Origin of the sequence: Denitrobacterium detoxificans (assembly GCF_015062615.1) — a bacterium.
GTDB classification, from domain to species: domain Bacteria; phylum Actinomycetota; class Coriobacteriia; order Coriobacteriales; family Eggerthellaceae; genus Denitrobacterium; species Denitrobacterium detoxificans_A.
The window spans coordinates 1-23,216 of the sequence record NZ_SUUH01000006.1 but is presented as its reverse complement, the minus strand read 5'-3'; the positions used below and the strand labels follow the sequence as shown (position 1 = coordinate 23,216).

At 60.0% G+C, this 23,216-nt stretch carries 20 protein-coding genes; 12 read left to right on the top strand and 8 right to left on the bottom strand.

Annotated elements, in window-relative coordinates:
- Positions 1-293: 293 nt before the first annotated feature.
- The 4 genes from E7002_RS07580 to E7002_RS07565 all read right to left on the bottom strand — a co-directional run bounded on the left by E7002_RS07580 (position 294) and on the right by E7002_RS07565 (position 6,675).
- Positions 294-1,736 (bottom strand): dicarboxylate/amino acid:cation symporter, encoded by a 1,443-nt coding sequence (locus E7002_RS07580; protein ID WP_303728265.1) that lies wholly within the window; start codon positions 1,734-1,736, stop codon positions 294-296.
- A 145-nt stretch (positions 1,737-1,881) separates the two neighbouring features.
- A complete protein-coding gene (locus E7002_RS07575; RefSeq protein WP_303728264.1) occupies positions 1,882-4,062 on the bottom strand; it encodes an ATP-binding cassette domain-containing protein in 2,181 nt (726 codons plus the stop codon).
- Between the two features lie 14 nt (positions 4,063-4,076).
- On the bottom strand, positions 4,077-6,251 hold the full coding sequence (locus E7002_RS07570) for an NHLP family bacteriocin export ABC transporter peptidase/permease/ATPase subunit (RefSeq protein WP_303728263.1): 2,175 nt from the start codon (positions 6,249-6,251) through the stop codon (positions 4,077-4,079).
- A gap of 10 nt (positions 6,252-6,261) precedes the next feature.
- Positions 6,262-6,675 (bottom strand): hypothetical protein, encoded by a 414-nt coding sequence (locus E7002_RS07565; protein ID WP_303728262.1) that lies wholly within the window; start codon positions 6,673-6,675, stop codon positions 6,262-6,264.
- A gap of 142 nt (positions 6,676-6,817) precedes the next feature.
- Here E7002_RS07565 and E7002_RS07560 point away from each other — a divergent pair, with 142 nt between their 5' ends.
- The 9 genes from E7002_RS07560 to E7002_RS07520 all read left to right on the top strand — a co-directional run bounded on the left by E7002_RS07560 (position 6,818) and on the right by E7002_RS07520 (position 17,660).
- The gene (locus E7002_RS07560) at positions 6,818-8,008 is read left to right on the top strand and encodes a (Fe-S)-binding protein (protein WP_303728261.1); all 1,191 of its coding nucleotides are present in this window, start codon (positions 6,818-6,820) and stop codon (positions 8,006-8,008) included.
- Positions 8,009-8,142: 134 nt separating this feature from the next.
- A complete protein-coding gene (locus E7002_RS07555) occupies positions 8,143-10,365 on the top strand; it encodes a molybdopterin-dependent oxidoreductase (protein ID WP_303728260.1) in 2,223 nt (740 codons plus the stop codon).
- A 13-nt stretch (positions 10,366-10,378) separates the two neighbouring features.
- On the top strand, positions 10,379-11,245 hold the full coding sequence (locus E7002_RS07550) for a DUF2064 domain-containing protein (RefSeq protein WP_303728258.1): 867 nt from the start codon (positions 10,379-10,381) through the stop codon (positions 11,243-11,245).
- Positions 11,246-11,253: 8 nt separating this feature from the next.
- A complete protein-coding gene (locus E7002_RS07545; RefSeq protein ID WP_303728257.1) occupies positions 11,254-12,552 on the top strand; it encodes a radical SAM protein in 1,299 nt (432 codons plus the stop codon).
- Positions 12,549-13,574, top strand: a complete 1,026-nt coding sequence (locus E7002_RS07540) for a DUF169 domain-containing protein (RefSeq protein WP_303728256.1) — start codon at positions 12,549-12,551, stop codon at positions 13,572-13,574. The genes E7002_RS07545 and E7002_RS07540 overlap by 4 nt, the downstream gene beginning before the upstream one ends.
- A gap of 14 nt (positions 13,575-13,588) precedes the next feature.
- On the top strand, positions 13,589-14,056 hold the full coding sequence (locus E7002_RS07535) for a GNAT family N-acetyltransferase (protein ID WP_303728255.1): 468 nt from the start codon (positions 13,589-13,591) through the stop codon (positions 14,054-14,056).
- On the top strand, positions 14,049-15,368 hold the full coding sequence (locus tag E7002_RS07530) for a (Fe-S)-binding protein (RefSeq protein ID WP_303728254.1): 1,320 nt from the start codon (positions 14,049-14,051) through the stop codon (positions 15,366-15,368). The genes E7002_RS07535 and E7002_RS07530 overlap by 8 nt, the downstream gene beginning before the upstream one ends.
- Before the next feature lie 162 nt (positions 15,369-15,530).
- On the top strand, positions 15,531-16,844 hold the full coding sequence (locus E7002_RS07525; RefSeq protein ID WP_303728253.1) for an amidohydrolase: 1,314 nt from the start codon (positions 15,531-15,533) through the stop codon (positions 16,842-16,844).
- Between the two features lie 210 nt (positions 16,845-17,054).
- Positions 17,055-17,660, top strand: a complete 606-nt coding sequence (locus tag E7002_RS07520) for a flavodoxin family protein (protein ID WP_303728252.1) — start codon at positions 17,055-17,057, stop codon at positions 17,658-17,660.
- A gap of 322 nt (positions 17,661-17,982) precedes the next feature.
- On the opposite strand, the gene E7002_RS07515 is transcribed toward E7002_RS07520, so the two are convergent.
- The gene (locus tag E7002_RS07515; protein WP_303728251.1) at positions 17,983-18,417 is read right to left on the bottom strand and encodes a hypothetical protein; all 435 of its coding nucleotides are present in this window, start codon (positions 18,415-18,417) and stop codon (positions 17,983-17,985) included.
- A 66-nt stretch (positions 18,418-18,483) separates the two neighbouring features.
- A complete protein-coding gene (locus E7002_RS07510) occupies positions 18,484-18,699 on the bottom strand; it encodes a hypothetical protein (RefSeq protein ID WP_303728250.1) in 216 nt (71 codons plus the stop codon).
- A gap of 184 nt (positions 18,700-18,883) precedes the next feature.
- On the opposite strand from E7002_RS07510, the gene E7002_RS07505 reads away from it, so the two are divergent.
- Positions 18,884-20,176: a hypothetical protein gene (locus E7002_RS07505; RefSeq protein ID WP_303728249.1), complete on the top strand. Its 1,293-nt coding sequence runs from the start codon at positions 18,884-18,886 to the stop codon at positions 20,174-20,176.
- Positions 20,177-20,218: 42 nt separating this feature from the next.
- Here E7002_RS07505 and E7002_RS07500 read toward each other — a convergent pair whose 3' ends face one another.
- Positions 20,219-21,013, bottom strand: coding sequence for a DUF1295 domain-containing protein (locus E7002_RS07500; RefSeq protein ID WP_303728248.1), 795 nt, complete (start codon positions 21,011-21,013; stop codon positions 20,219-20,221).
- 24 nt (positions 21,014-21,037) lie between these two features.
- A complete protein-coding gene (locus E7002_RS07495; protein ID WP_303728247.1) occupies positions 21,038-21,721 on the bottom strand; it encodes a hypothetical protein in 684 nt (227 codons plus the stop codon).
- Positions 21,722-22,020: 299 nt separating this feature from the next.
- On the opposite strand from E7002_RS07495, the gene E7002_RS07490 reads away from it, so the two are divergent.
- Positions 22,021-22,230 (top strand): hypothetical protein, encoded by a 210-nt coding sequence (locus E7002_RS07490; RefSeq protein ID WP_303728246.1) that lies wholly within the window; start codon positions 22,021-22,023, stop codon positions 22,228-22,230.
- 459 nt (positions 22,231-22,689) lie between these two features.
- Positions 22,690-23,148, top strand: a complete 459-nt coding sequence (locus tag E7002_RS07485; RefSeq protein ID WP_369692500.1) for an MFS transporter — start codon at positions 22,690-22,692, stop codon at positions 23,146-23,148.
- The last annotated feature ends 68 nt before the right edge of the window (positions 23,149-23,216 follow it).

Genomic DNA, 23,216 nt, shown 5'->3' with positions numbered 1-23,216 from the left:
TCGTACGCTCTTCAATTAATGCACGATGTTGCATCTTCTCGACGCTATATGCAATCACATGGCAAAGTGTACGCCCGAGCCATGCGATGCGCCAGAGAAACGAGGGGCAGCATCTTATCCAAATCGAGCCACGCGAGGATAAGATACTTGCAGGATGGCTCAGATAGAGTGAGCCAAAGCACGGAAATCCGCGCCGCGCAAAAAGGAGCTGCGCGGTAACGCAGCTCCTAAGAGGTTGAACAGTTTTGCAAACGGGGCGGTAGACGGCGAAGAAACCTTCGCCCTCGTTCACGCTACTTCTGCTTATGGGGCACCTCGATATCGGTGAACTTGTCGGGGTCGCCTTGCTCGCCGATTTCGGTGGGATCGCCTTCGGCGGTGAAGTCGGCAATGCCCGCGGGCTCGTCGGTCTCGGACTCCACCAGGTCTTCCTCGCTTACGGCAGCGTAATCGTTGTTGCGAAACACGCCCGCATCCAGCATGCCCGACACCTTCGCCATGCACGTGGTAACCACCGCATCGCCCGTGACGTTGATGGCAGTGCGGCCCATGTCGAGCAAGCGGTCGATGCCCATGATCATGGCAACGCCTTCAGCAGGCAGGCCAACAGACTCGAACACCATGGCCAGCATGATGGTACCAACGCCAGGCACGCCCGCCGTGCCAATGGAGGCCGTAACAGCCGTTATGACAACCGTGAGCAGCGCGGTGAACGAAAGGTCGATGCCAAACGCCTGCGAGATGAAGATAACCGCGGCGCCCTGCATGATGGCCGTGCCGTCCATGTTGATGGTGGCGCCCAGCGGAATGGTGAACGACGCGACCTTCTCGTCGACGCCAATCTTCTTCTCGAGCGTTTCCATGTTCAGCGGGATGGTGGCGTTGGAAGAACTGGTAGAAAACGCGAACAGCATAACCGGCAGCATCTTGCGCAGGAAGTGGAACGGGTTCAGGCGCGTGAACAGGAACAGGATGACCATGTACACGATGAGCAGCTGAACGAACAGGCCAAGGTACACCGTGCCGATGAACTTCACCATGGGCAGGATGCCCGTAAGGCCCAGATTCGCGAACGTGCGCGCAATCAGGCAGAAAATACCCAGCGGCGCTACCTTCAAAATGAGGCCAATCATGTACATCATGACGGCGTTGAACTGCGTGAAGAAGCGATTGACCGTGGCGACCTTCTTGCCCAGGCGACCCAGGATGAAGCCCAGGATGAGCGCGAAGAAGATGATCTGCAGCATGGCGCCGCTGTTCATGGCCGCAACGATGTTCGTGGGAACGATGTTAATGAGCATATCGGCCATGGTCTGGTCGGTGGAAGTTGCCTTCGGCTCGACCTGCACGATGGAGGCCATGTCAAGGCCAACGCCCGGACTGGTGAGCTGCGCAAGCAGGATGGCGATGATAACGGCCAGAGCCGTAGTGCACAGGTACATGAGGATGGTACCCAGGCCAACCTTGCCCAGCAGCTTCGGGTCGCTCATGGACGCCGCGCCGCACACAATGGAGCAGAACACGAGCGGCACGACCAGCATCTGCATAAGGCGAATAAACCATTGGCCGCAGACGTAGAACACGCCCTCGATTACGTACGTATCAACTGGCGAACCCTCCGGAACCGCAACAGAGCAGATAATGCCAACCACAATGCCCGCTGCGAGTGAAATGAGAATCCACGTGGTGAGACTCATTGTCTTCTTCGGCTCACCGGTTTCGACTTTCGGACTCACAACAACCCCCTTCGTACCGTCTCCCTCTTTCGCGACACACGCTCTCACCCATGCTTAGCGAAAACCGCCTAGCCGCCACAGAGCATACGCCGCATATGCGTCATTGTAATCCTAGGCGCAATCAAATCTCCGCCTCTTGCTCACGCTAGATGTCGAGGCGTTGACGCTCCACCAACTCGGCGAACAGGCCGCCCTTCGCGACGAGCTCTTCGTAGGTACCGTCTTCCACGATGCAACCGTCTTCCAGGTACAGGATACGGTCGCAATTCTTGATGGTGGAAAGGCGATGGGCAATCACGATGCGCGTGCAATTCAGCTCGTCGAGTGCATTGGAAACTTGCTGCTGCGTGCGATTGTCCAGGGCGCTCGTGGCTTCGTCGAAAATGAGAACGTGGGGGCGGGGCGCCACGGCGCGCGCAATCATAAGGCGCTGCTTCTGACCACCCGAAATACCGCCCGACCCTTCCGAGATCATGGTGCTCATGCCCTGGGGCATGGCGCGAATGTCGTCAGCGATATCGGCGATTTCCGCCGCGCGCCAAGCATCCTCCACGGAAAGCTGCGGCGCGGAAATGGTGATGTTCGAGTAGATATCACCCGAAAACAGCATGCCATCTTGGGTAACCGTACCAATGCGACGACGCAGGGAACGTAAATCCAAATTCGCCATGTCCCTGCCATCGTAGTAGATGGCGCCCTTTTCCGGCGTTTCGAAACCCAGCAGCAAGCGCACGAGCGTGGACTTGCCACACCCCGACTTACCCACGATTGCCAGGTACTCGCCCGGGCGGATGCGCAGATTGAGCCCCTTCGCCATGTAGGGCGACTGCTCGTTGTAGCGGAAGTAGACGTCATTCAGCTCGATGCGGCCCGAAAGCCTGGTGAGGATTTCCTTGCCCTGAGACACCTCGGGTTCGGCGCGCAAGATCGGCTCGACCATTTCCAAGTACGGGCGAATCTGCGCGGTCGCGCGCACGACCTCGGACAGCGAAGCAAAGGCAGCCATAACCATGCCGTACGCCGCGAAGAAGGCAACGTAATCGGACGGGCTCATGCCTGAAACCACCGCGAGGTAATACAGCACGATAGCGCCAGCAAGCGAAACGGCCGAAGTAATGGCCCCGCTCAGCTTCAGGAACATCGGCGGATTGTACTCCAGTTCGGCGCTCTTCGTATAAGCACGAGCCCACTGAGCAAACGCGCGCTTTTCGGCACCGGCAAGCTTGATCTTCTGCACGCCATTGATGAGCGCGAAGCTCTTACCGTTTTCCTTGGCAGAGTATTTCATCTGCTGGCGCGTAACGCGCATCTGAACGAGCGACGTGGCAAGATTCACCGCAACCGTAGCCACGATGATTAGAACGGCGGGCAGCATGAGCGCAGGAGCAAACTGCCCAATCTGCACGACATACAGCAACGAGAACAAAGCCGTTATGCCCAGCGAAACAACGTTCGTAATGAGCAGATCTACCAGGCTATTCGCGGCCGAGCATCTGCTCGCCAACTCGCCCGCACTGTACTTGCGGAAAAACGCAGTGGGCAAGCTAAGCACGCGCATCATGACCGCCGCCGAAACGGACGTTGCCACCTTCGTACGTATGCGCGCTATGGCAACGTCGCGCGTTGCCGATATGAGCTGCTGAGAAAAAGCGGCGCACAGCAGGAACGCAGCGGACGACCAGAGAATGGGATAGCTTCGCGTATCCACCACGAAACCCGTAAGCATCTTCGCGATGATGGGCAGCACCATACCCGTAAGCGTCACGCCCAACGCAAGGATCACGAGCAAGCCCACATCAACTGCATTCACGCATTGCCGCATGTACGCGAACAGGTCGGTAATGCCGATCTCCCCCAGGGGAAGTGGGCGGTAAAAGCAGCGCGCCTCGTGGGCAAACTCGCCAATCGTCTGGGCATTTACATCGGTCTTGCGCCCTCGCTCATCGCGGAACCAATAGCCCGTATGTGGCTTTGGAAACACCGGCACGGGGGTCCCGTCGGACTCACGATACGCAATCATGGGGCCAATGGCATCCTTGTACCAGTCTTCGCCAAGGCCCACCATGCGATGCATGATGCCATGCGGGCGCAGCGCGTATTCCAGCTGTTCGTCGGGGTCGGTTATCTCGGGAGGAATCTCCACAGGATTGATGCCGTAGTACTTCAGGATGTCGTCGACGGCTTCCTTCGTTACGATGCGCGAGGTGGCGAACGACCCCGCGGTAGCGGTTCCCACCACAGCGGAGGCCATACGCAGGATGGAGTCTTCGAAAACCGCCTGGTCGCCTTGTTTGCGCTGACGTATCTGCTCGTCAAATAATCCCATGGTCGCCTCCTCTGCTAATCGTTGATAACCAGTTCCGCGTACGCGCCGCCCTTGGCGTACAGCTCGTCATGCGTTCCACGCTCGACCACATGCCCATGGTCAAGCACGATAATCTCGTCGCAATCGCGAATGGTGGAAAGGCGATGCGCGATGACGATGCAGGTAACGCCGCGCTCCTTCACCGCTTCCACCAATTCATGCTCGGTTTTCGCATCGAGCGCACTCGTAGCTTCGTCCATGATGACGACGCGCGGATCTTGCGCGAGCACGCGCGCGATCTCCAGCCGCTGGCGCTGGCCACCAGAAAGATCGCGACCGCCTTCCAGAATCATGCCGCTGTAACCACCGGGCCTCGAAACGATGTCATCGTGAATCTGCGCATCGCGCGCCGCCATAATGACCTCGAAATTCTCGATTGAGTTGTCCCACATGCGAATGTTGTTGGCGATGGTGTCCTCGAACAGGATGATGTCCTGGTCGACAACGGCCACCGAACTGGTAAACACGCTGCGGTCGATTTCCGCCATGGGCTTGCCGTCGAACAGGACCTCGCCTTCCCAAGGCCTATACAAACCGGCGATGATCTTGGAAAGCGTGGACTTGCCGCATCCGGAAGCACCCACGAACGCAACGCTATGCCCCGGTTCAACGCTCATGGAAAAGTCTTCGATAAGCGGATCGCCCAAGCGCGAGTAGCCAAACGTGATGTTCCGCAGTTCCACCTTGCCCATGAGCTTGTCGTAATCAGCCTGTTCGTCGATGGGATCGTCGCGATAGTTAGGGTCGGAAGGATAATCCATAACGTCGTCGATGCGCTCCATCTGCGTGCGCATCTCTTGTAGCGTCTGGCCAGCTCGGATGGTGAGCATAGCAGGGTTCATGAACAACTGGATGTACCCCTGGAAGGCCATGACCATACCAAGGGAGAAGTTCCCCTGAATAACCAGGAAGACGCCCACCACGAGCACCGTATAATTCGCCAGGCTCGCCAAGAAGTTGGGAACCATGCCCAGGTACAAGTTGAGGTTCGCGAAACGCGTAGTGGCGGCATTCACGGAAGCCTGATACCCAGCCCACTTCGCAAAGAAGCCATTTTCCGCGCCCGACGACTTGATCGTTTCGATCATCTGAATGCCCGAAACGGTGCTCGAGTCGAGCCTGCCCGTATCGCGCATCTGAACGCGCGTGATGTTCACGCGCTTGCGGGAAATGTAGCTGGCCAAAAACGAATTGATGACGATGGCGAGTATGCCAACGGCGGTGAGAACAATCGAATAGCGCACCATAATCAGCAGGTAGAACAGCATCATGGCCACGTTGAGGACAAGCGGGGTGAACGTGTTTACGAGCGACCTGGCGATAACGCTGTTGGTCGTCTTGCGCTGCTGGATATCGCCCGCCATACGCTGCGAGAAGAACTCCATGGGCATACGCAGCACCTTCCACATGAACGCACTGCTGCCCACGATGGCCATCTTGCCGTTGATCTTGAGCGAGTAGATGGACTGCACGGCGCTTACCAGCACCTGCATCACGCCAACGGCGGCCAGCAGTCCAATGAAGGGCATGAGGAGTTCCTTGTTTTCACCCGTGAGCAGATGGTCCATGAAGAACCTGCTGAATGCAGGGGTCGTCATCTCGAAGAGGTAGCCGATAAGCGTCGTTATGGCCACGAAGGCAACGGCCGCATGCGCGCCGCGCAAGCGATTGCGCGCAAATTCCAGCGTGCTCTTGCGCTTGCCCCCGCGTTCGAACGAATCGGTTGGCTCGAAGAACAGGCAGATGCCGCCATACGAACGCTCGAATTCGGACATCGGGACCTTGATGGACCCTCGGGCAGGGTCGTTCAGGTGGGCCTTGCCACCCCTGAAGCCCCGCAGGACAACGTAGCGATTCACGTTCCAAAGCACGATGCAAGGCAGGGTGCCCTCCGCTTTAAGATGCTCGATGTCGTATTGGTAGCCTTCGATGTTCAAGCCATAGCTGCGAGCTGCCTTGGCCAGGTTTTCCAAGCTCGTGCCATCGCGCGAAACACCGCAGTCGGCGCGAACCTGCTCGAGCGGCATCCATTTCCCGTAGTACGCCATGATCATGGCAAGCGAGGCCGCGCCACACTCGAGCGCTTCCATCTGCATGATCATGGGCACTTTCGCAATGCCCGAGGTAATTGGACGCTTGGTTCGTTCCACGGCGGCCCCGCTAGTTCATTAACATGGATATGAGCTGTGTGGTCTTGTACTCTATGCGCGCCGAATAGCTTCCATCGGGAACATCGGCCTTCGCCGATGCCGTGACCTTGCCATTCTCGTCAACGCCCACGGCAAGGATCTCTGTTTCAACATCGCCAATTTCCAGCTTCATGCCCGTTTCGATGCTTCCCGTGGGAATGCTATCGGGCACGACGGTTAGCTCGCCCTTTTCAGCAGTGACATGCGCGGAAACGTAGCTTTCGAAGGAGGTTACGCTGCTCCACAGCATGAAACCGGCAAACAGCAAGACAACCGCAATGAGCAAAACCCAGATCTTGGGATTCGTGACTCGAAGATAATCGTTGAGCTGTTCGGGAGAAGACAGTCTGGACGTGCCTTGCCCCCGCATATCTTCCCGCCCCATGACAAGGCCCCTTCCATGTCGGAAACATGCGCAGCTACAGCACATATTACAACGATACCCATGCACATGCACCCAGATTGGGCGCGTATTGTCCCCGAATGGCGATTATGGGAAACTGGGCAAAACGACCGAAGGCGCGTACATGAACGAATGCGAACTAACAGCCATCCGCGACGCAGCAGCGCGTTGCATAGAGTGCGGCATCTGCGAAACGGTGCAAGACGAAGGCTGCGGCTGCACGCCGGGCATGTGGGGGCCGTTTGCCCATCACATCGCCGAAGGGGCCTCGCGCGGGTCCATCGACCCCGCCACCGAACGCCTGCTGTTCACCTGTTCGCTCTGCGATGGCTGCACACAAGCATGCCCCGTTGACATCAGCGCTGCCGCCGTAGTGCGCGAGGGCAGACGCGTCTTCCACGGCCAGCACCCATCCGCACGCGAACGCTGGCGCCCCATGATGGTCGACCTTGCGGGCAACTCCTTCGCGCGCTTACGCGCGTGGCGCGGCATATCCTACGACGACGCAGCACTCGACCCACGTCAGCCTTGCGAATCGCTATTCTTCCCGGGCTGCACGCTCAGCACGTATGGCCCCGAGCTCACCATGGCCACATTTGACTACCTGGCCAGCAAGCACCTTGCCGATGGTATGACCGCCCTTTGCTGCGGGAACCCCCTCTGGGGTCTTGGGCTGAAAGAACGCGGCGACGCATATGCGAGCGCATTGAGCGAACGCCTTGCCATGCTGGACACGCAACGCATCATCGCCGGATGCCCCAACTGCTACCGCGCACTGCGGCAAAGGCAGGTTAACGGCCTCATCGCCGCAAACATTGAAATAAGCGCCCTTCCCCAGGTGCTCGTCGACGCAGGCGCGCGCATTACCGCCGAACGCTCCGTCGCGCCCGACGCCGAAACGTTCTGCGTTTACGATTCATGCTCCGATCGCGCAACGCGTGCATTCGGCAGCGCCGTCCGAGAGCTGCTCCCCCCAGGGTCATGGCGCGAAATGCAACACGCGGGAGAAGATGCGCTCTGCTGCGGCTCGGGCGGCATGGTCTCCTTCTACGATGTGAGCGTATGCCAAACGCGGCGCACGCGCTGCGTGGGCGAGTTCCAGGAAACCAACGCCGATTGCCTCGTTACCGCATGCGTGAGCTGCACGAATTCCATGCTTCGCTCGGGCACCCCCGTTTCCGCGCACCATTATCTGGAGCTGCTCTTCGACACCCCCATACGCTGGGAAGCTCACCGGGCCGCAAGCATCGAACTCGCGCAAAGCGACGAACGCAACGGCATGCCCGCCGGGCTGAACGACCCAATACTCCCCTAACACCGCACGGCAAGCGCCCAACGCAGCACGACGTGCGCCCAGCACGGCGCACCTAGAACGAAAACGGCAACAAGCCGTAAGGAGAATACGCCACGAGCTAGGCATACAATGGAATCCTGAGCCGAGGGGGTCCCATGACGATCGAGATGCGCAAGGGCAATTGCAGCTACTGCGGGTATCTGTGTGGCCTAACTGCGACCGTCGAAGACGGCCGCATCACAGACATCGCCCCCGACCCCACGCGCTATCCCTACGACGCATCCATCTCCTCGCGCTGCCGCAGATGGCGCATGAACCTCGACGACCTGGATGCCCCCGACCGCCTGAACTACCCGCTTCGCCGCGTTGGGGAACGTGGCAGCGGCAAATTCGAGCGCGTCACCTGGGACGAAGCGCTCGACGATATCGCAAGCAGGCTCGAAGGCCTACGGGGCGAATATGGCGCGCGAACGCTGGCAAGCGCCATCGCGGGGCCTCACACCACCTACTGGCCCCTGCACCGCTTCATGAACCAATTCGGAAGCCCCAACAACATGGGCATTGGGCAAATCTGCTGGGACCCGCGCATCTTCATGGATGCCATCACCTTCGGATGGCCCACCGACCCCGACCTCAACGACCACACCCAATGCATCATGCTCTGGGCAACCAATCCAGCCATCAGCGACAACTCGCTATTCTGGAGCCAGATCAAAGAGCGGCACGCAGCGGGCGTTCCGCTGGTGGTCGTAGATTGCCGCGCCACCGCAACCGCACGCCAGGCCGACGTGCACCTTGCCCCCTGGCCCGGCACCGACCCCGTGCTAGCCCTTTCGCTGCTCAACGTCATCATCGAAGAAGGGCTCTTCGACCGCGAATTTGTGAGCACCTGGTGCGTGGGCTTCAGCGGGCTGCGCGAGCATGTGCGTTCATATGAGCCCGAACGCGCGCAGGAACTCTGCGGCGTCCCCGCCGAGAACATACGCAAGGCCGCGCGTCTCTATGCCACCCACACTCCCGGCGTGCTGCTTTCGGGTCGCGGCATCGACCAGCTGGGACCGAATGCGGAACCCACCGTACGTTCGCTCTGCCTGCTGCGCGCCCTCACGGGCAACGTCGACCGCCCCGGCGCATGCTTCCTGCACCAGCGCAGCTCATTTAGGGCCGAAGCGGCCATGGAACGCCCCGACCTGCTTTCGCAGGAAGACCGAGCGTGGCAGCTGAACACCACGCCGCTTCAAAGCTACAGCGGATACAACCTGATAAACGACTACGCAAAGCAATTCGGAAGTTCGCTGCCCGAACGCTACCTGTCGTCCGCGCATCCGGGCATGGTCATGCGCGCCATGGTCACGGGAGAGCCCTACCCCATCCGTGCGCTCTTCGTCATGGGGGCAAACCCCGTGCTCACCTACGCGAATACGAAACTCGTGCTGGAGGCGCTCCAATCGCTCGACCTATGCGTCGTGGTCGACTATCGTCTTACGCCCACGGCTCAGCTGGCCGACTACGTGCTCCCCGCCGCAGGCGCGCTGGAGCGCCCCAACTGCCAGATTCATGGCGGCGTCGCCGACTTCGCCTACGGAGGCGCCGCGGTCATTCCGCCCCTGCACGAGCGACGCAACGACTACGACATCATGCGCGAGCTTGCCCTACGGCTTGGCATGGGAGCAGAATGGCCCCATGCCACGCTCGAAGAGGAGCTTGATTACCTCTTCGAGCCGGTGGGCATCACGTTCGAGCAGTTCGCCAACGAGGGCATGTTCGCGCCTGCCCCCACCTTCCGCAAGCACGAGCAGCGAAACGGGCAGGGAAAGCCCCGGGGATTTGCCACGCCGTCGGGAAAGGTGGAACTCGCCTCGTCGCTCATCGAGCAGCTGGGCGGTTCGGCGTACCCGCAACCCATTTCCCAGAGCATCCCACGGGCAGACCTTGCCACGGGCAAGGTGGTGCTCATCACAGGCGCCCGCTCCCAGCCCTTCTGGGGGTCGTCGTACTTCCACAACCAGGACTTCAGGCAACGCAGGCCGTACCCTCGGGTAACCATGGCGCCCACCACGGCACGGGCGTTGGGGCTTGCCGAAGGAGACTGGGCACGCCTGAGCAACAAGAATGGCAGTGCCGTGTTCAACGTCGCATTCCAGGACATGCCCGAAGGGGTGGCAAGCGCCGAATACGGCTGGTGGCTTCCCGAAACGCCCCCAGGCGCACCGGGTTTCTCGGGCTCGCTGACCAGCAATATCAACATGCTCACCGACAACGGCATCGAAGGCTGCGAGCCGCTCATCGGCACCTGGACCTATAATGGCATAGAGGCACTCGTGGAAAAGACTTCGCGTCCCATCGAGTTCGACAGCGCGTCATCAAGCAACGCGTAGTGAGGGGGATACCATGACCGTTCAGAAGAACGCATTCCTTATGTTCTCGAAGCCGCCCATTCCCGGCCTGGTGAAGACGCGGCTTACCACCATGCACGATGGGCCGTTCACGCCCTTGCAGGCTTCCACGCTGTTCCATCGCATGATGTTTGACGTGCTCGAATGCACCATGCAGGCGCTCGATCGCCTGGAAGAGCAAAACAAGCGCGAACGCGAAGCGGACCCCACCGTTCCGGAACGGGTATACGACGTCTTCGTAAGCACCACCCCTCATAAGCACGTCGAGAAGATGCGCGAGATCTTCGAAAAGGGGCAAAGCTGGCCGCGCGAGATTCACCTCATCGAAGACCACGGGAAAGTGTTCGACGACCACTTCGATGACGCATTCCAGCAGATCTTCGACCTGGGTTACGAAACGTGCATTTCGGTTGGCGGCGACATCCCCATCATTCCGCGCGATCACATCATCGACGCCTACAACTACCTGCACGAATTCCAGAAGCGCTACCCAACGGGCGGCATGGTTCTCGCACCCTGCCAGGCGGGCGGAACCTCGCTGGTGGGCTACACGCACAACTGCGGCATGAACCATCAGACGGTCTATTACAACCTCGACGGGCGTCCTGCCCTGCAGGCGTACCTGGACAAGGGCCGCGAAGCTGGCGACATGCCCATGGCGCTGCTCGAGCCCGTGGGCGACGTGGACAACATCGAAGATTTCGCCCACGTCATCTCCGTCATCAACGCGCTGGAGTACGCCAGCCAGTTCCAAGATGTATTCGTGCCCCATCGCACGCTCGAATTCATCCGCGCATTCGGTCTGAAGGTCACCACTCCGCCCAATCGCAATTTCGACAGCCGCGAAGAAATCGACGAGTAGGGACTCCCATGTCGCGGCTCATTAGCACAACCCGCAGCATCTGCCCCGAATGCCTGAAGCAATTGCCCGCGCGCGTGGTAGAGCACGACGATGGCACCGTATGGATGGAGCGCACCTGCCCCGAACATGGCTTCTTCCAAGCATATCGCTGGCCCGATGCGGAACAATACGAACGCTACTGCGCACGGGCGCTGCCCGCCACCGCCCCAGCGGTGACCAGGCCCATGACGGCACCCTGCCCGTTTTCGTGCGGCATCTGCACGCATCACGTGCGGCGTCCCACGCAAGTGGGCATCGAGCTCACCCAGCGTTGCAACCTGAGGTGCCCCGTATGCTTCATGGCCGCGCACGGAGACGACAACGAGCTTCCCACGGAAGACTTCCGCGCCATCTTCCAGACGATCCGCGATACCGCGGGCTGCGATTGCGGCGTGAACCTTACGGGCGGCGAACCCACCGTGCGCGACGACCTGCCGGACATCGTGCGCATTGGCCGCGAAGTGGGCATTCAGGCAATCGAGATCAGCACCAATGGCCTTGCCATCGCACGAAGCAAGGACTACCTGCTCGAGCTACGCGAAGCGGGCATTTCGGGCATCTACCTGCAATTCGACGGCACGACGCCCGAGCCCTACCTGGCCACGCGCGGCGCCGACCTGCTCGATGTGAAGCTGCGCGCCATTCAGAACTGCCGCGAATGCGGCGTGCAGGTCGTGCTAGCCATGACCATCGTCGGCGGCGTGAACGAAGAACAAGTGGGCAATGTCATTCGATTCGCGATTCAGAACAACGACGTGGTCGTGGGCGTGGCATTGCAGCCGGCCTTCGAAAGCGGCCGCTTCGACGTGAAACGCAGCAAGCCCCTCACCATGGGCGACACATTCGCACTGCTGGAAGAGCAGACCGACGGCCTTATCCTCGCGGACGACATGGTGCCATTGGGTTCCTCGCATCCGCTCTGCGACGCAGGCACGTACCTGGCGCGCACGCCCGATGGCTACACGCCCATCACGCGTGGGCTTTCGCATGAAGACTACCTGTCGTACTACGACCCGCACTCGCCTCAGGGCGCGGTGCTCTGGGACATCGCCGCGCGTACGATTCCCCAGTTCGAAGGCGGGCTGTCGCTCATCATCATGGACTACATGGACCGCAGCAACATCGACCTGGAGCGCCTGGAGCAATGCTCGATGTTCCACGCCACCGTCGACGACAGGCTCATCCCGTTCTGCAGCAGCGAACTCAACGACGCGCAAGGCAACCGCATCTACCCATCGCTCGGCCGAAAGGAGGGCGGTTCCCAGTGAAGGATTGGGACACCGGCGCCGATGACGGCCCCAAGGTAACGTATCGCATCAAGCACGACGCCAGCCTCTGCGTAGGCTGCGGGCTCTGCGCGGCCTTCTGCCCCATGGACGTCTACGAGATGCAGTCCATCGTCCGCGAGGGGCAAGAAGACGCCACCGACACTCCCGTTGCCGTGCAGCCGGAACGATGCGTCGGCTGCAAGACGTGCGAGGGGCAATGCCCCGTAAGCGCCATTCGCATTGAGGGCGACGGGATCGCATACGACCCCTTCCAAAACAGGGAAAAGGCCGCCCCGCTACCGCAAAAGGAACAAGACCTCTACGTCGAATGGGCAGCGGTGCTAAAGGACGTACTGCAACTGCAGGCCGAGCCCGTTGCGCTCACGCTCATTCCCGCCGGCGCGCCCCTGCCCGACGTTCCCGTACCCACCACGCGCATGCGCTTCTGCCAGCAGCTCGCGTACGCGCGCTTGGGGCGCTCCATCATGCTGCCACCCAACCGGCATTCATGCCCCGACGGCACCTCCATCCTGGGCATGACTGACGTGCCCCCGAAGCTGGCCAGCGGAGAGCTCTACATCCTGTTCCATAAGCTCGACACCATGGAGGCCGCCTCCCAAATGGTGGCCGAGCGCCCGCGCCTGCCGCAGCGCAGCACCGATGCCACCGTGGCAACGCCGCTCGCCAAGGCGGCAACCACCCCCGACGTGGTGGTGGTCACCGGCGACGCCGAGCAGATGATGTGGCTCACCATGAGCGCTTCGTACTATACAGGCAAGCGCTTCAACTACCGCGTTTCCGGATACAACAGCATGTGCGTCGAAGCCGTGCTCATCCCACGCGAAGAGGGCGTCATGAACCTGTCGCTTGGCTGCTACGGCAACCGCGCGGCCACCGACGTTCCCCGTGACCACCTGTTCATGGGCATTCCCCGCAGCATGATGCCCACGGTGGTAAAGGGGCTGCGGGAGCTATCGAAGCGGGCCATTCCCCAATCGCGCGCCAAGGTCTACCTGCCCTAAAACCGGGAGGCGTCATGAACGATTCAACGCACGACCGTCAACAGGCAAACGAGTACTCACTCCGCAAGGCCATTGCCACAGACGAGCAAGCCGTACGCGCCCTCATGCAACTAGGGGGCATGGGCTTGGCCGCCGATTGGCAAAACGCCACGGTTGCGGTGGATAGCAACGGAACGCTCATCGGGTACATTCGCATTCAAGAAACCAGCAAGGGGCCTCATGTCGCCCCCGTTGCCGTTATGCCCGCCTGGCAAGGCCACGGCGTAGGACGCGCGCTCATGCAGGCGGAACTGGAACAGCATCACGCTCTCAAGCTGGTTTCCCGCGGCGATGCGGCGGGGTTCTACCGTGCGCTGGGCGGCACCGAGATTTCATTCGACGAAATATCGGGCGACCTGGAAGAAGATTGCGAGCATTGCGCCGACCGTGCAGCATGCCAGCCCGTCGCGTTCATTCTCACGCTGGAGGCAACGCATGGCTGATTTCACCACGCTGCTTGAACGCACTAGGGACGCCATTGCCAACCTGGAAGACCAATGCATCGCGTGCGGCACCTGCACCACACGATGCGACCTGCTGGAATCGCGCACGTGGAACATTCGCGCCATCTGCAAGGAAAGCAACGACGCGATAGGCGACGCCCGCGACGTACAGAGCACACGCGAAGGAATCGATGGCCACCCCTCGCTCTACCAGTTCCTCCGTTCGTGCGAATCATGCAATCGCTGCACCGTCCACTGCCCTCAGCAGCTGAGCATGAGCGACCTGTGGCAGCCCTGGCGCGCCTTGCTGCGAGGGGCGCAATACATCCCCGATTCCGACGTGGGCATGATCAAGACCGATTGCACGTGGAACACGTTCAGCGTATACCGCCACGTTTGGAACATCGACTATAGCGACCTATCGCTCCTGGAAGTTCCCAGCATCGACGAAACCGAAGGCGCCACCATTCAGGAAGCGGCCGCGCGCAAAGCGCATGCCGAGACGCTGTTCTTCCCCGGATGCACGCTCTGTACCTACGCACCCGAGCTCACGCGCGCAGCATACGCATGGCTCAACGAGCACGTTGGGCCCACCCTACTCGCTACGCAGTGCTGCGCATGGCCCCTGGAATGCGCGGGCGAAGTTGAGCGAGCGCAGACCTGGCGAGAGCGCGTCATCGCAGCCGCAAAGGACCAAGGCGTTCGCCGCATCGTGGGCGTATGCCCTGGTTGCGATAGGCAGCTGGAAGCCGCAGCCGCAGCGGTTGCCCCCGGCATGGAATTCGTACCCCTTGCCCAGCTTCTTTTTGATGCGGGAGTGCGCATGGACGACGAGAGCCTGCCCGATTGCACGCTCCCCTTGTCTGTTGTGACCTCCTGCAACGACCGCGCAAGCATTCATGGCCCTGCGGTGCGCGCTCTCTTCGAGCGCACAAACGCCAAGCCCTTCCCCTGTACGGACGAAGACGCTTGGTGCTGCGGTGCAGGCGGCGCCGTGAACGCCTACGATCCCAACCTGGCTCGCAGCCGCACCTGCCGGTCCTTCCGCCTCTGCGAGCAAGCAGGCGCGCATACGCTCGTTACCGTGTGCCCCACCTGCGCGTATACCTACGCCTTCGAACGATGGATGCAGGCGCAGGAAGGTAACGCACGATGGAATGGCATAGGCAGCCTGAATTACCTGGAAGTGGCATTCGACATGCGCATCGACTGGTCACGGGTGTTCGCCAACCTCACGAACATGTGGCAAGGCGAACAGGGCGCCTGGGTGGCCGAACGGCTCTCCCAAAGCGAACCAGGCAGCAAATCCTAGCCAACACGCGTAGGGCCGACGTAGCCATCGACGAGATCGCCGGCGATTGCATTTGCTACGTCACCGAAGATCTGGTCTATCGCATCAACTGGCGTTCCCTTGCGAAAAGGATATCGCGTGGGTATCATCCTTACATAACGAAGGGCGCAGCGAAGGGGGCCGATGATGCTATTCACCCACATCAATGTTCTCGATGAAAACCTCGACTGGCAGAAAGATCAGTTCGTAGGAGTTGAAGGCAGCACCATCACCTACGTAGGCGCCACCGAGCCCACCGATCCCGAACGCTTTGGAGAGCGCTACGACGGACACGGCAAGCTCCTCATGAGCGCCTTCTACAACACGCATGCCCACACTCCCATGACGCTCCTGCGTGGCTACGCGGAAAACCAGCCCCTACAGCAATGGCTCAACGATACCGTTTGGCCCTTCGAGGGAAAGATGAGCGTGGAACACGGCCACCATTATTGGGGCTGCATGCTCGCGCAAGCCGAAATGCTGCGCTACGGCATCGTGGGCTACACCGACATGTACTTCGGGACCATCGATCGCTGCAAGGCCGCCATCGAAGCGGGCATGAAGGCGAACCATTGCGACGGCGGCACCATGTGCTTCGTGGAAACCGACTACGACACGCTTCCCGTTGCCGCGCTGAACAAGCAGCTCTTCGACGAATACCATCTGGCGGCCGACGGGCGCATTCGCATCGACATGTGCGTGCACGCCGAATACACCACGCCGCAGGGCATGATCGAGCGCTGCGTGGCGGAAGCCAAGGCGAACAACGCCGGCCTGCATATCCACATGTCGGAAACGCAGACCGAGCACGAAGAATGCAAGCAGCGGCACGACGGCATGACCCCGGCCGCCTGGTTCGATTCACTCGGCGCGTTCGACGTTCCCGTTACCGCCGCCCACTGCGTGTGGGTCGAGCCCAGCGACATCGAACTCATGGCGCGCAAGGGCGTGAACGTAAGCCTGAATCCCGCCAGCAACATGAAGCTGGCCAGCGGGTTTGCGCCCGTGCAAGCCATGATCGACGCCGGCGTGAACTGCAGCCTGGGCACCGACGGCATGGCCTCGAACAACACGCACAACATCCTGCAGAGCGCATACCTGCTTGCCTGCTCGCAGAAGGGCAACGCGCTCGACCCAACCGTCATCACGCCAAAGCAAGCGCTGCAAATGCTCACGATCAACGGCGCACGCGCGCAGGGGCGCTCCGATTGCGGCGTCCTTGCCGTAGACAAGAAAGCCGACCTGGTGGTCATCGATGTCGATACGCCCTGGATGTGTCCCGTCTACGACATGGCGACGAACCTGCTGTACAGCGCAAACGGCGCAGACGTGCTGCTGACCATGTGCGATGGCAAGGTGCTCTACGAGAATGGCGAATACAAGACCATCGACATCGAGAAGGCAAAGGCCGAAGTGTGTCGAAGCGTTGGCGAGATTCTCGACGCGCTGCACGAATAGCCACCTCTGGCGAGGCTGCTGCCATGCGCGCAGGTCGCGGCAGCCTGGCCTCGCGCGAAGCCAGCGGGTCATGGCAACCCAGCCCCGCACAAAGTCAGCCCAGGTCACGACAGCCCAGCGCGGAGCAAAGTCAGCTCAGATTGTGGCAGCCCAGCGCGGCGCGAAGTCAGACCGCAAGAAAATAGAAGCGAGAAGCATATGAACGTCCTCATGCTTAACGGAAGCCCCCGTTCGCACAGCAACACCGCACTGGCCCTCGACGAAATGGAACGCGTATTCCAGGAAGAGGGCATCTCCTGCACCATCCGCCAAGTTGGACAGATGGACATACGCGGCTGCATCGCATGCGATGCATGCGGAAAGACGGGGAAGTGCACGTTCGACGACATCGTGAACGAAATCGCCGACGAGTTCGAAAAGGCAGATGGCCTGGTGGTTGGCACGCCCGTGTACTTCGGCAGCGCCAACCCCACGCTTGTCGCCCTGCTCGATCGCCTGTTCTACAGCACGCATTTCGACAAGACCATGAAGGTGGGCGCAGGCTTTTCCGTGGCACGCCGCGGCGGCACGTCGGCCACCTATGATGAGCTCAACAAGTTCTTCGCCCTTACCGGCATGCCCATCGCGACCGGCCAGTATTGGAACGGGCTGCACGGACGCGCCCAAGGCGAAGGCTCTCAGGACGAAGAGGGCCTCCAGCAAATGCGCGTCGTTGCGCGCAACATGTCATTCCTCATCAAGAGCATCAAACTCGGCAAGGACGCGTTCGGTTTGCCAAAGCCAGAGCAGCGGGTGCGCACCAACTTCATTCGATAAAGGGTGACAAGGGGGTGGTTTCAGAGCCCCGCCACCCGTTAACACCCCGTCAATGCATAGCGTACAGCGACAACGACAGGAAGTTCCGCTTCCCTTTTTCATTCCAGGGGTACGTCCACCCGCGCATTTCCCCAGTTCGCACCCCTCCACGTCCTCGCATCTGCCCCCAACCTGGGAAGATGCCTTTTCCGGATTAATGTTGTGACACCGCGCTTATACCATTACATTTACCCAGGTCGCGAGATTTTGCGAACGGAAGATCGCCCCAAGCCGCGCGAAAACCCGTCCTTTTCCGGATTAATGCACGAGGCGGAGGCGACAGCTACCAGCTGAACACTGCCAAGCGGTTGTTCAGGTTCTTCCCAACGGTAGCGGCAAACAATTTGCCTCGCAGCGTGTACTTGCTCATTTCGGCATTGAAGCTCGTTTCGGACTCCAAGTGCAAGCGAGGCTCCAGCGCAACAAATGCCTGACCACTGTCGGTACCCCACTTGAACTTGGCGTTCGTGTTCTTCACAGTGTCGTGATGGTCGGTATACTTCGCCAGCTTCGGAGAGTTCATTTCCGCCAGCAGAAAACCATGATCGAAGCTGTCGCAGAGCATGCACAGGCACTGCGCGGTTTCCCCCTTGGTGAAGTACTGGAATACGCCCTCCACCACCACTATGCACATGCGACCCTTCGGCAGCTGCTTTGTCCATGCATCGTCGAGCGCGCTGCCGCTTACCATGACGCATCGCGGGCGATCGGTAAACACCTTGCGCCGAACCTCGATCTGGTCGGGCAGGTCGACGTCGAACCAATTAATGCGCTGGTTGTCGACCTAGGTGAACTTGTCGTCGAAGCCACACCCCAGGTTCACGCATATGGCATCGGGGTACCGTACGATAAGCCTACGCAGCGTGTCGGCAAACATGATGGTTCGCGCCACAACACCTTCATGCGACATGAAGTGGTCGTACTTACTCACATCAACGCCAAGCGAACGAATGATTTCAGACGCCTTCTCGTCGCGAATGCGCGTCGTTGCGCGCAACATGGCGTTCCTCATCAAGAGCATCAAGCTTGGCAAGGAAGCGTTCAGCCTTCCGAAAGTCAAAGAACGCGTCCGGACAAACCTCCACCTCTTGTTCACGTTACGTTGACGAACGCGCAAGGGGAATCGCCCACCATTCCCTCGCGACATACACTGGCGCGTGTGCAACTCGACCAAGGAGGCCACCATGGACTTCAAGGGTCTATCACCCGAATTGCAAGACAAGGCGCGCAAGTGCAAGACGCCCGAAGAGGTATTGGCGCTCGCCAAAGAAGCAAGAGGAGAGACCTTGATCAGGCGCACGCTCATGCAACGCGACCAGGAATTGGTCGATTTCGAGATAGATCCGGCAACGGGCACGGCTCACGTCGTTGAAACACACAACAACGAGCTCTGCACCGCCATCGGGCTCGGCACAAAAAACAGGGACGAAATGCTAACCGCCCTCATCCAGCGGCGGTCCATGTCGCGCATGCGCAGGGACAAAAGCAAAATCCTGGCGGCATTCAGGGCAAAGTCGCTCCTCGAACTCGCATTCAAGGGACACGGCCTCTCCCTATCCGACCAATTCTGGTATCGCGAGCCCCATTCAACCGAGCGCTGGGCCGACATCAACTTCTTCGACAACGAATGGGATCCGCAATTCGGCTCGACCATCCTGCGGGGCGATTACGCCCACCTACCAGATTGCGCGCTTGACGTGCCCGAAGTCACGACGCCCGGGCACGCCATCAAGGCATGGGAACGCACCAGCAAGGGCATCTACCTCATCAAGACGGGCGAATTCCCCAACGGAGCCGAACTCATCGGCGCCAAACTCGGATTCATCCTCTGTTCCCTCCTCCTTGGCAAGGATCACTGCATACCCATGGAGATGACGGAACGCCATGGCAAACCATGTTCGGTAAGCCCGCTCATGCTGAACTCCAACGAGGAGTTCGCCGACGGCAACCAGGTTTACGCAATGGCCGACATGTGGGATAGCCCCCACCTGGGAAAGGGCAGCGTCACGACGGAAGCATGCGACGAGCTCATAGACGCCTATACCGCCATCGGGGTGCAGGATGCCTCGGCGCAGGTGGCGCGACGCGCCTGCTTCTTCAGCCTCTCGCTGCTTCTAGATTACACCTCGGGTAATTTCGGCGCCATCCGCGCAGTCGGCTCGAACGAATGGCGCGTGGCGCCCCTCTTCGACTACGACGGCTCGTTCGGCTTCCCGTTCAACGGCATTTCGATTGCCTCCCTATGCGAAAACCCCATGTTCGTTCAGCTGCTCTGCGCGCACCGTTTCGCATTCCTCAAATCGTCTTGGGACTGGTCGTGGTGCGACCCGCACGTGCTCGACGGCTTCGAGGACACCATCATGAAGGCATACTCCTCCTGCCAGGGGCTTCCCCTAGGGTTCGCGGAGCTCATCTCCCACCTGTTCGTCTCGCAACGCGATTACGTCAGCAAGATCGTAGCGGGCGAGGAATACTAGCTTCACCTCGAAGCGCCTTGGCGCGCAAGGGCTACTCCGCAACTACGCTACCAGCCACTTGTATTTCTCGACGCTATACAGCGGAATGAGCGGAATCATAATGGGTGTCGTCTTCACGTAGCGCTGGTATTCCGGGTCATCGCCATATGACTTGTTCTGGCGAATCTCCAGCCTGCGGGCGCCGCCGAACATGACGTAGATAATGCCCAGGTAGCCCAGAAGCGCCACGATCCATTGCAGCGGATCGGCATAAATCGAAATGCCGCCAACAAACACGCCCGTCCAGAACAGCATCTCGCCGAAGTAGTTCGGGCAGCGAACGATGCGGAACAGGCCGGTATCGACGAAGCGGCCGGGATTTACCTTCTTCGCGGCATTCTTCTGCAGGTCAGCCATAGACTCCACCACCAGGCCCACGAGACTAATGACCATCCCGACCACCAGCAGGGCATCGCCGCCCGCGCCATTGGCAATTCGGAAGATAACCGGGGACGTCTGGCACGCATACAGAAGCGCCGCGGTAATCCAGATGGCGCACTTGGCGACCATGCTCATGCCGTCTCCGCTTTTGATTTCGGTCTTCATCTTGGAGTTGTAGCTCGACGAACGCAGCTCTCGGAAGATAAGGTACCCACCAAGCCTGATACCGTACGCAATGAACAGAATGCAGGCGCACACTACGCCCGCAGTCAGCTGCTCGCGCGCCGCAATAAGCAATGCCGCGCCAATGGCCGCAATCGAAAGACCGTAGCCAATCGAGATAAACCAGACGTACTTCTTGAAACCGACGGCGCTAAACACGAGCGCGACAGCCAGCATCGCTACAAACAATAGCATTTCAATCCTCCGAACAAGATTGCGTTACTCAGGCACCCGAACTCCGTACATATGACGCAAAATGAGACGCTTCGCCGTGCGATTGCCAAACAGCTTGGTGACCTGGTCAACCGCAGGGCCACCCTCATCGAACAGCCTTTCGGCGAACGCCTGCACCTTCGCAACCTTCTGCGCCTTGTCGCAGGCCAGGGCGGAAGCAAGCGACGCCACATAGCCCGCCAGGAAATCCACGGAGGCTTGCGACATCCGCTCCGTCATCCCCTTTGCCTTCTTGTGAAACGAACAGGGATACAGCACATCGTCGTACCAACGGGGATCCCCCGCAGGCGCATCGGGAACATCCTCGTATTGAGCGCGAACAGACTCAAGCGCCTCCAGGCATTCCGCTGGCCAAGGCTGAAGCTGCGTGTCGTACACTTCCGCAATCTGAGTCTCAGTGCCAAAGGCCTTCACCCAATCGAGATTGAAAAGCGGAGCGTCAACGCAGGTGGGGGCAATGATCGCCGTCTCCATGCGCATCAATCCGAAAAACGCTTTCATCCGCATGATGCAAAGATGGCCAACCCCCGAAACATCCCAACTCTCGGTTTCGAATGTCATTCCCTTCGCGGACATGCGGGCATCTGCCCCCAGGTCGTCTTGTCGCAATTCGTACGTATGCTCCAGCGCAGGAAGAACGCTATCGCGAAGCGTCGTTCGTTTTGCCATGGGACCTCCTTTCATTCCGCAAGCGGCATGCGCCATGCGCCTTTCGACTACTCACAATTGTACTCGACGTATACCGCAGACCCCGAAAACACGCGCCCCATCAGGCAGCAACCAGACCCCTTCGCCCAACGGAAAACATCTCGTAGATTCCAACGAATGGCAACAAAGCAGTATCAATTACGAAATGGGAACGCAACAAAGGCCGGAAACGAAGATGCGCAACACGACCCCACGCGATAATAAGCACGCACAAGCAGTTTCATTCGCTAACGATACCGAAACGAGGGGAAGGATCGCGAATGACAGAACAGGGCAAGAAATTGACCCCCGAGGAGATACTGGAAGCCGCAAAGGGAGAAGGCTACGCGCTTTCGGACGAAGAGCTTGAAAGCGTCGTCGGTGGCGGCGAGTGGAAAAACGAAGCCTGCCCCACGTGCGGGCATACGGGCACTATGTATTGCCCCGGCACTGGGAAATCGCGTTGCGGCAAGTGCGGCAGCACCTGGTAGTTTCAATTTCCCACGAAGGGTCACATAAGATAGCCGAGACCGAACGCTCGGCAAACCGACAGGAGGTTCATCATGTGCTTCAGGCCTAGCGCGCTAAACGCATCAGGGTCGCAGATCGAAACGGGGACGTGCCCAAGCTGCGGGCAGCCCGTGGCGGCAGACGCCGGCACCACATCCGGCACGTGCCCGTATTGCGGCAACCCCATCCCCACCAATCCCACCAACGAGGGTGACGCACAGAATCCGGGCAACAACCCCAGGATCCTCTAGAGGGGAACGCACCGCGAGTTGCACTCGCCGCGCTACTGCGCAACCTATAATGTAATCGCAACTAAGGAGAATCCCTCTTACCAGGGACGCTCCTTTGTTGCGTCTGAACGACAACCGCATTCACCGCCCACCCAGGAGAACGATGGCAAGGAACGCTTCGCGCCCGGAAGGGGCGCGCTCATCACGCTGGTGCTTGTGGCTATGCTCAACGTGATGGGCGGTGCCGCGGTTGCACCGGCGCTTCCCGCCATAAGCGAAGCCTACCCCGAAGCCTCCGAAGCAATTGTTTCCCTCGTGATTACACTGCCTTCATTGGCGGTAGCGCTTTCGGGCTTGTTCGTGGGCGTACTGGCTGACCGCGTTGGCAAGGCGCGCACGCTCGTTATCTCGCTGGCGGCATTCACGGCAGCGGGCCTCTGGGGACTTGCCGCTCCCACGCTCGAGACGCTGCTCGTAGGCCGTTTCGTGCTTGGCATTGCCATCGCGGGCATTGCTACCACTTCGGCTGCACTCGCGTCTGAATACTACGACGAAGAGATGCGCGCAAAGGTCTTCAGCTGGCAAAGCGCCGCTTCGGGGGCCAGCGTGCTCGTGCTCGAAACGAGCGGCGGATTCCTCTCGCTGCTCGGGTGGCGCGCGCCTTTTTAATATGAGCAGGACATTGTCAAGAGGCAAAACCGGGCCTGACCCCCAATTCGAGGGGCCAGGCCCTTCCT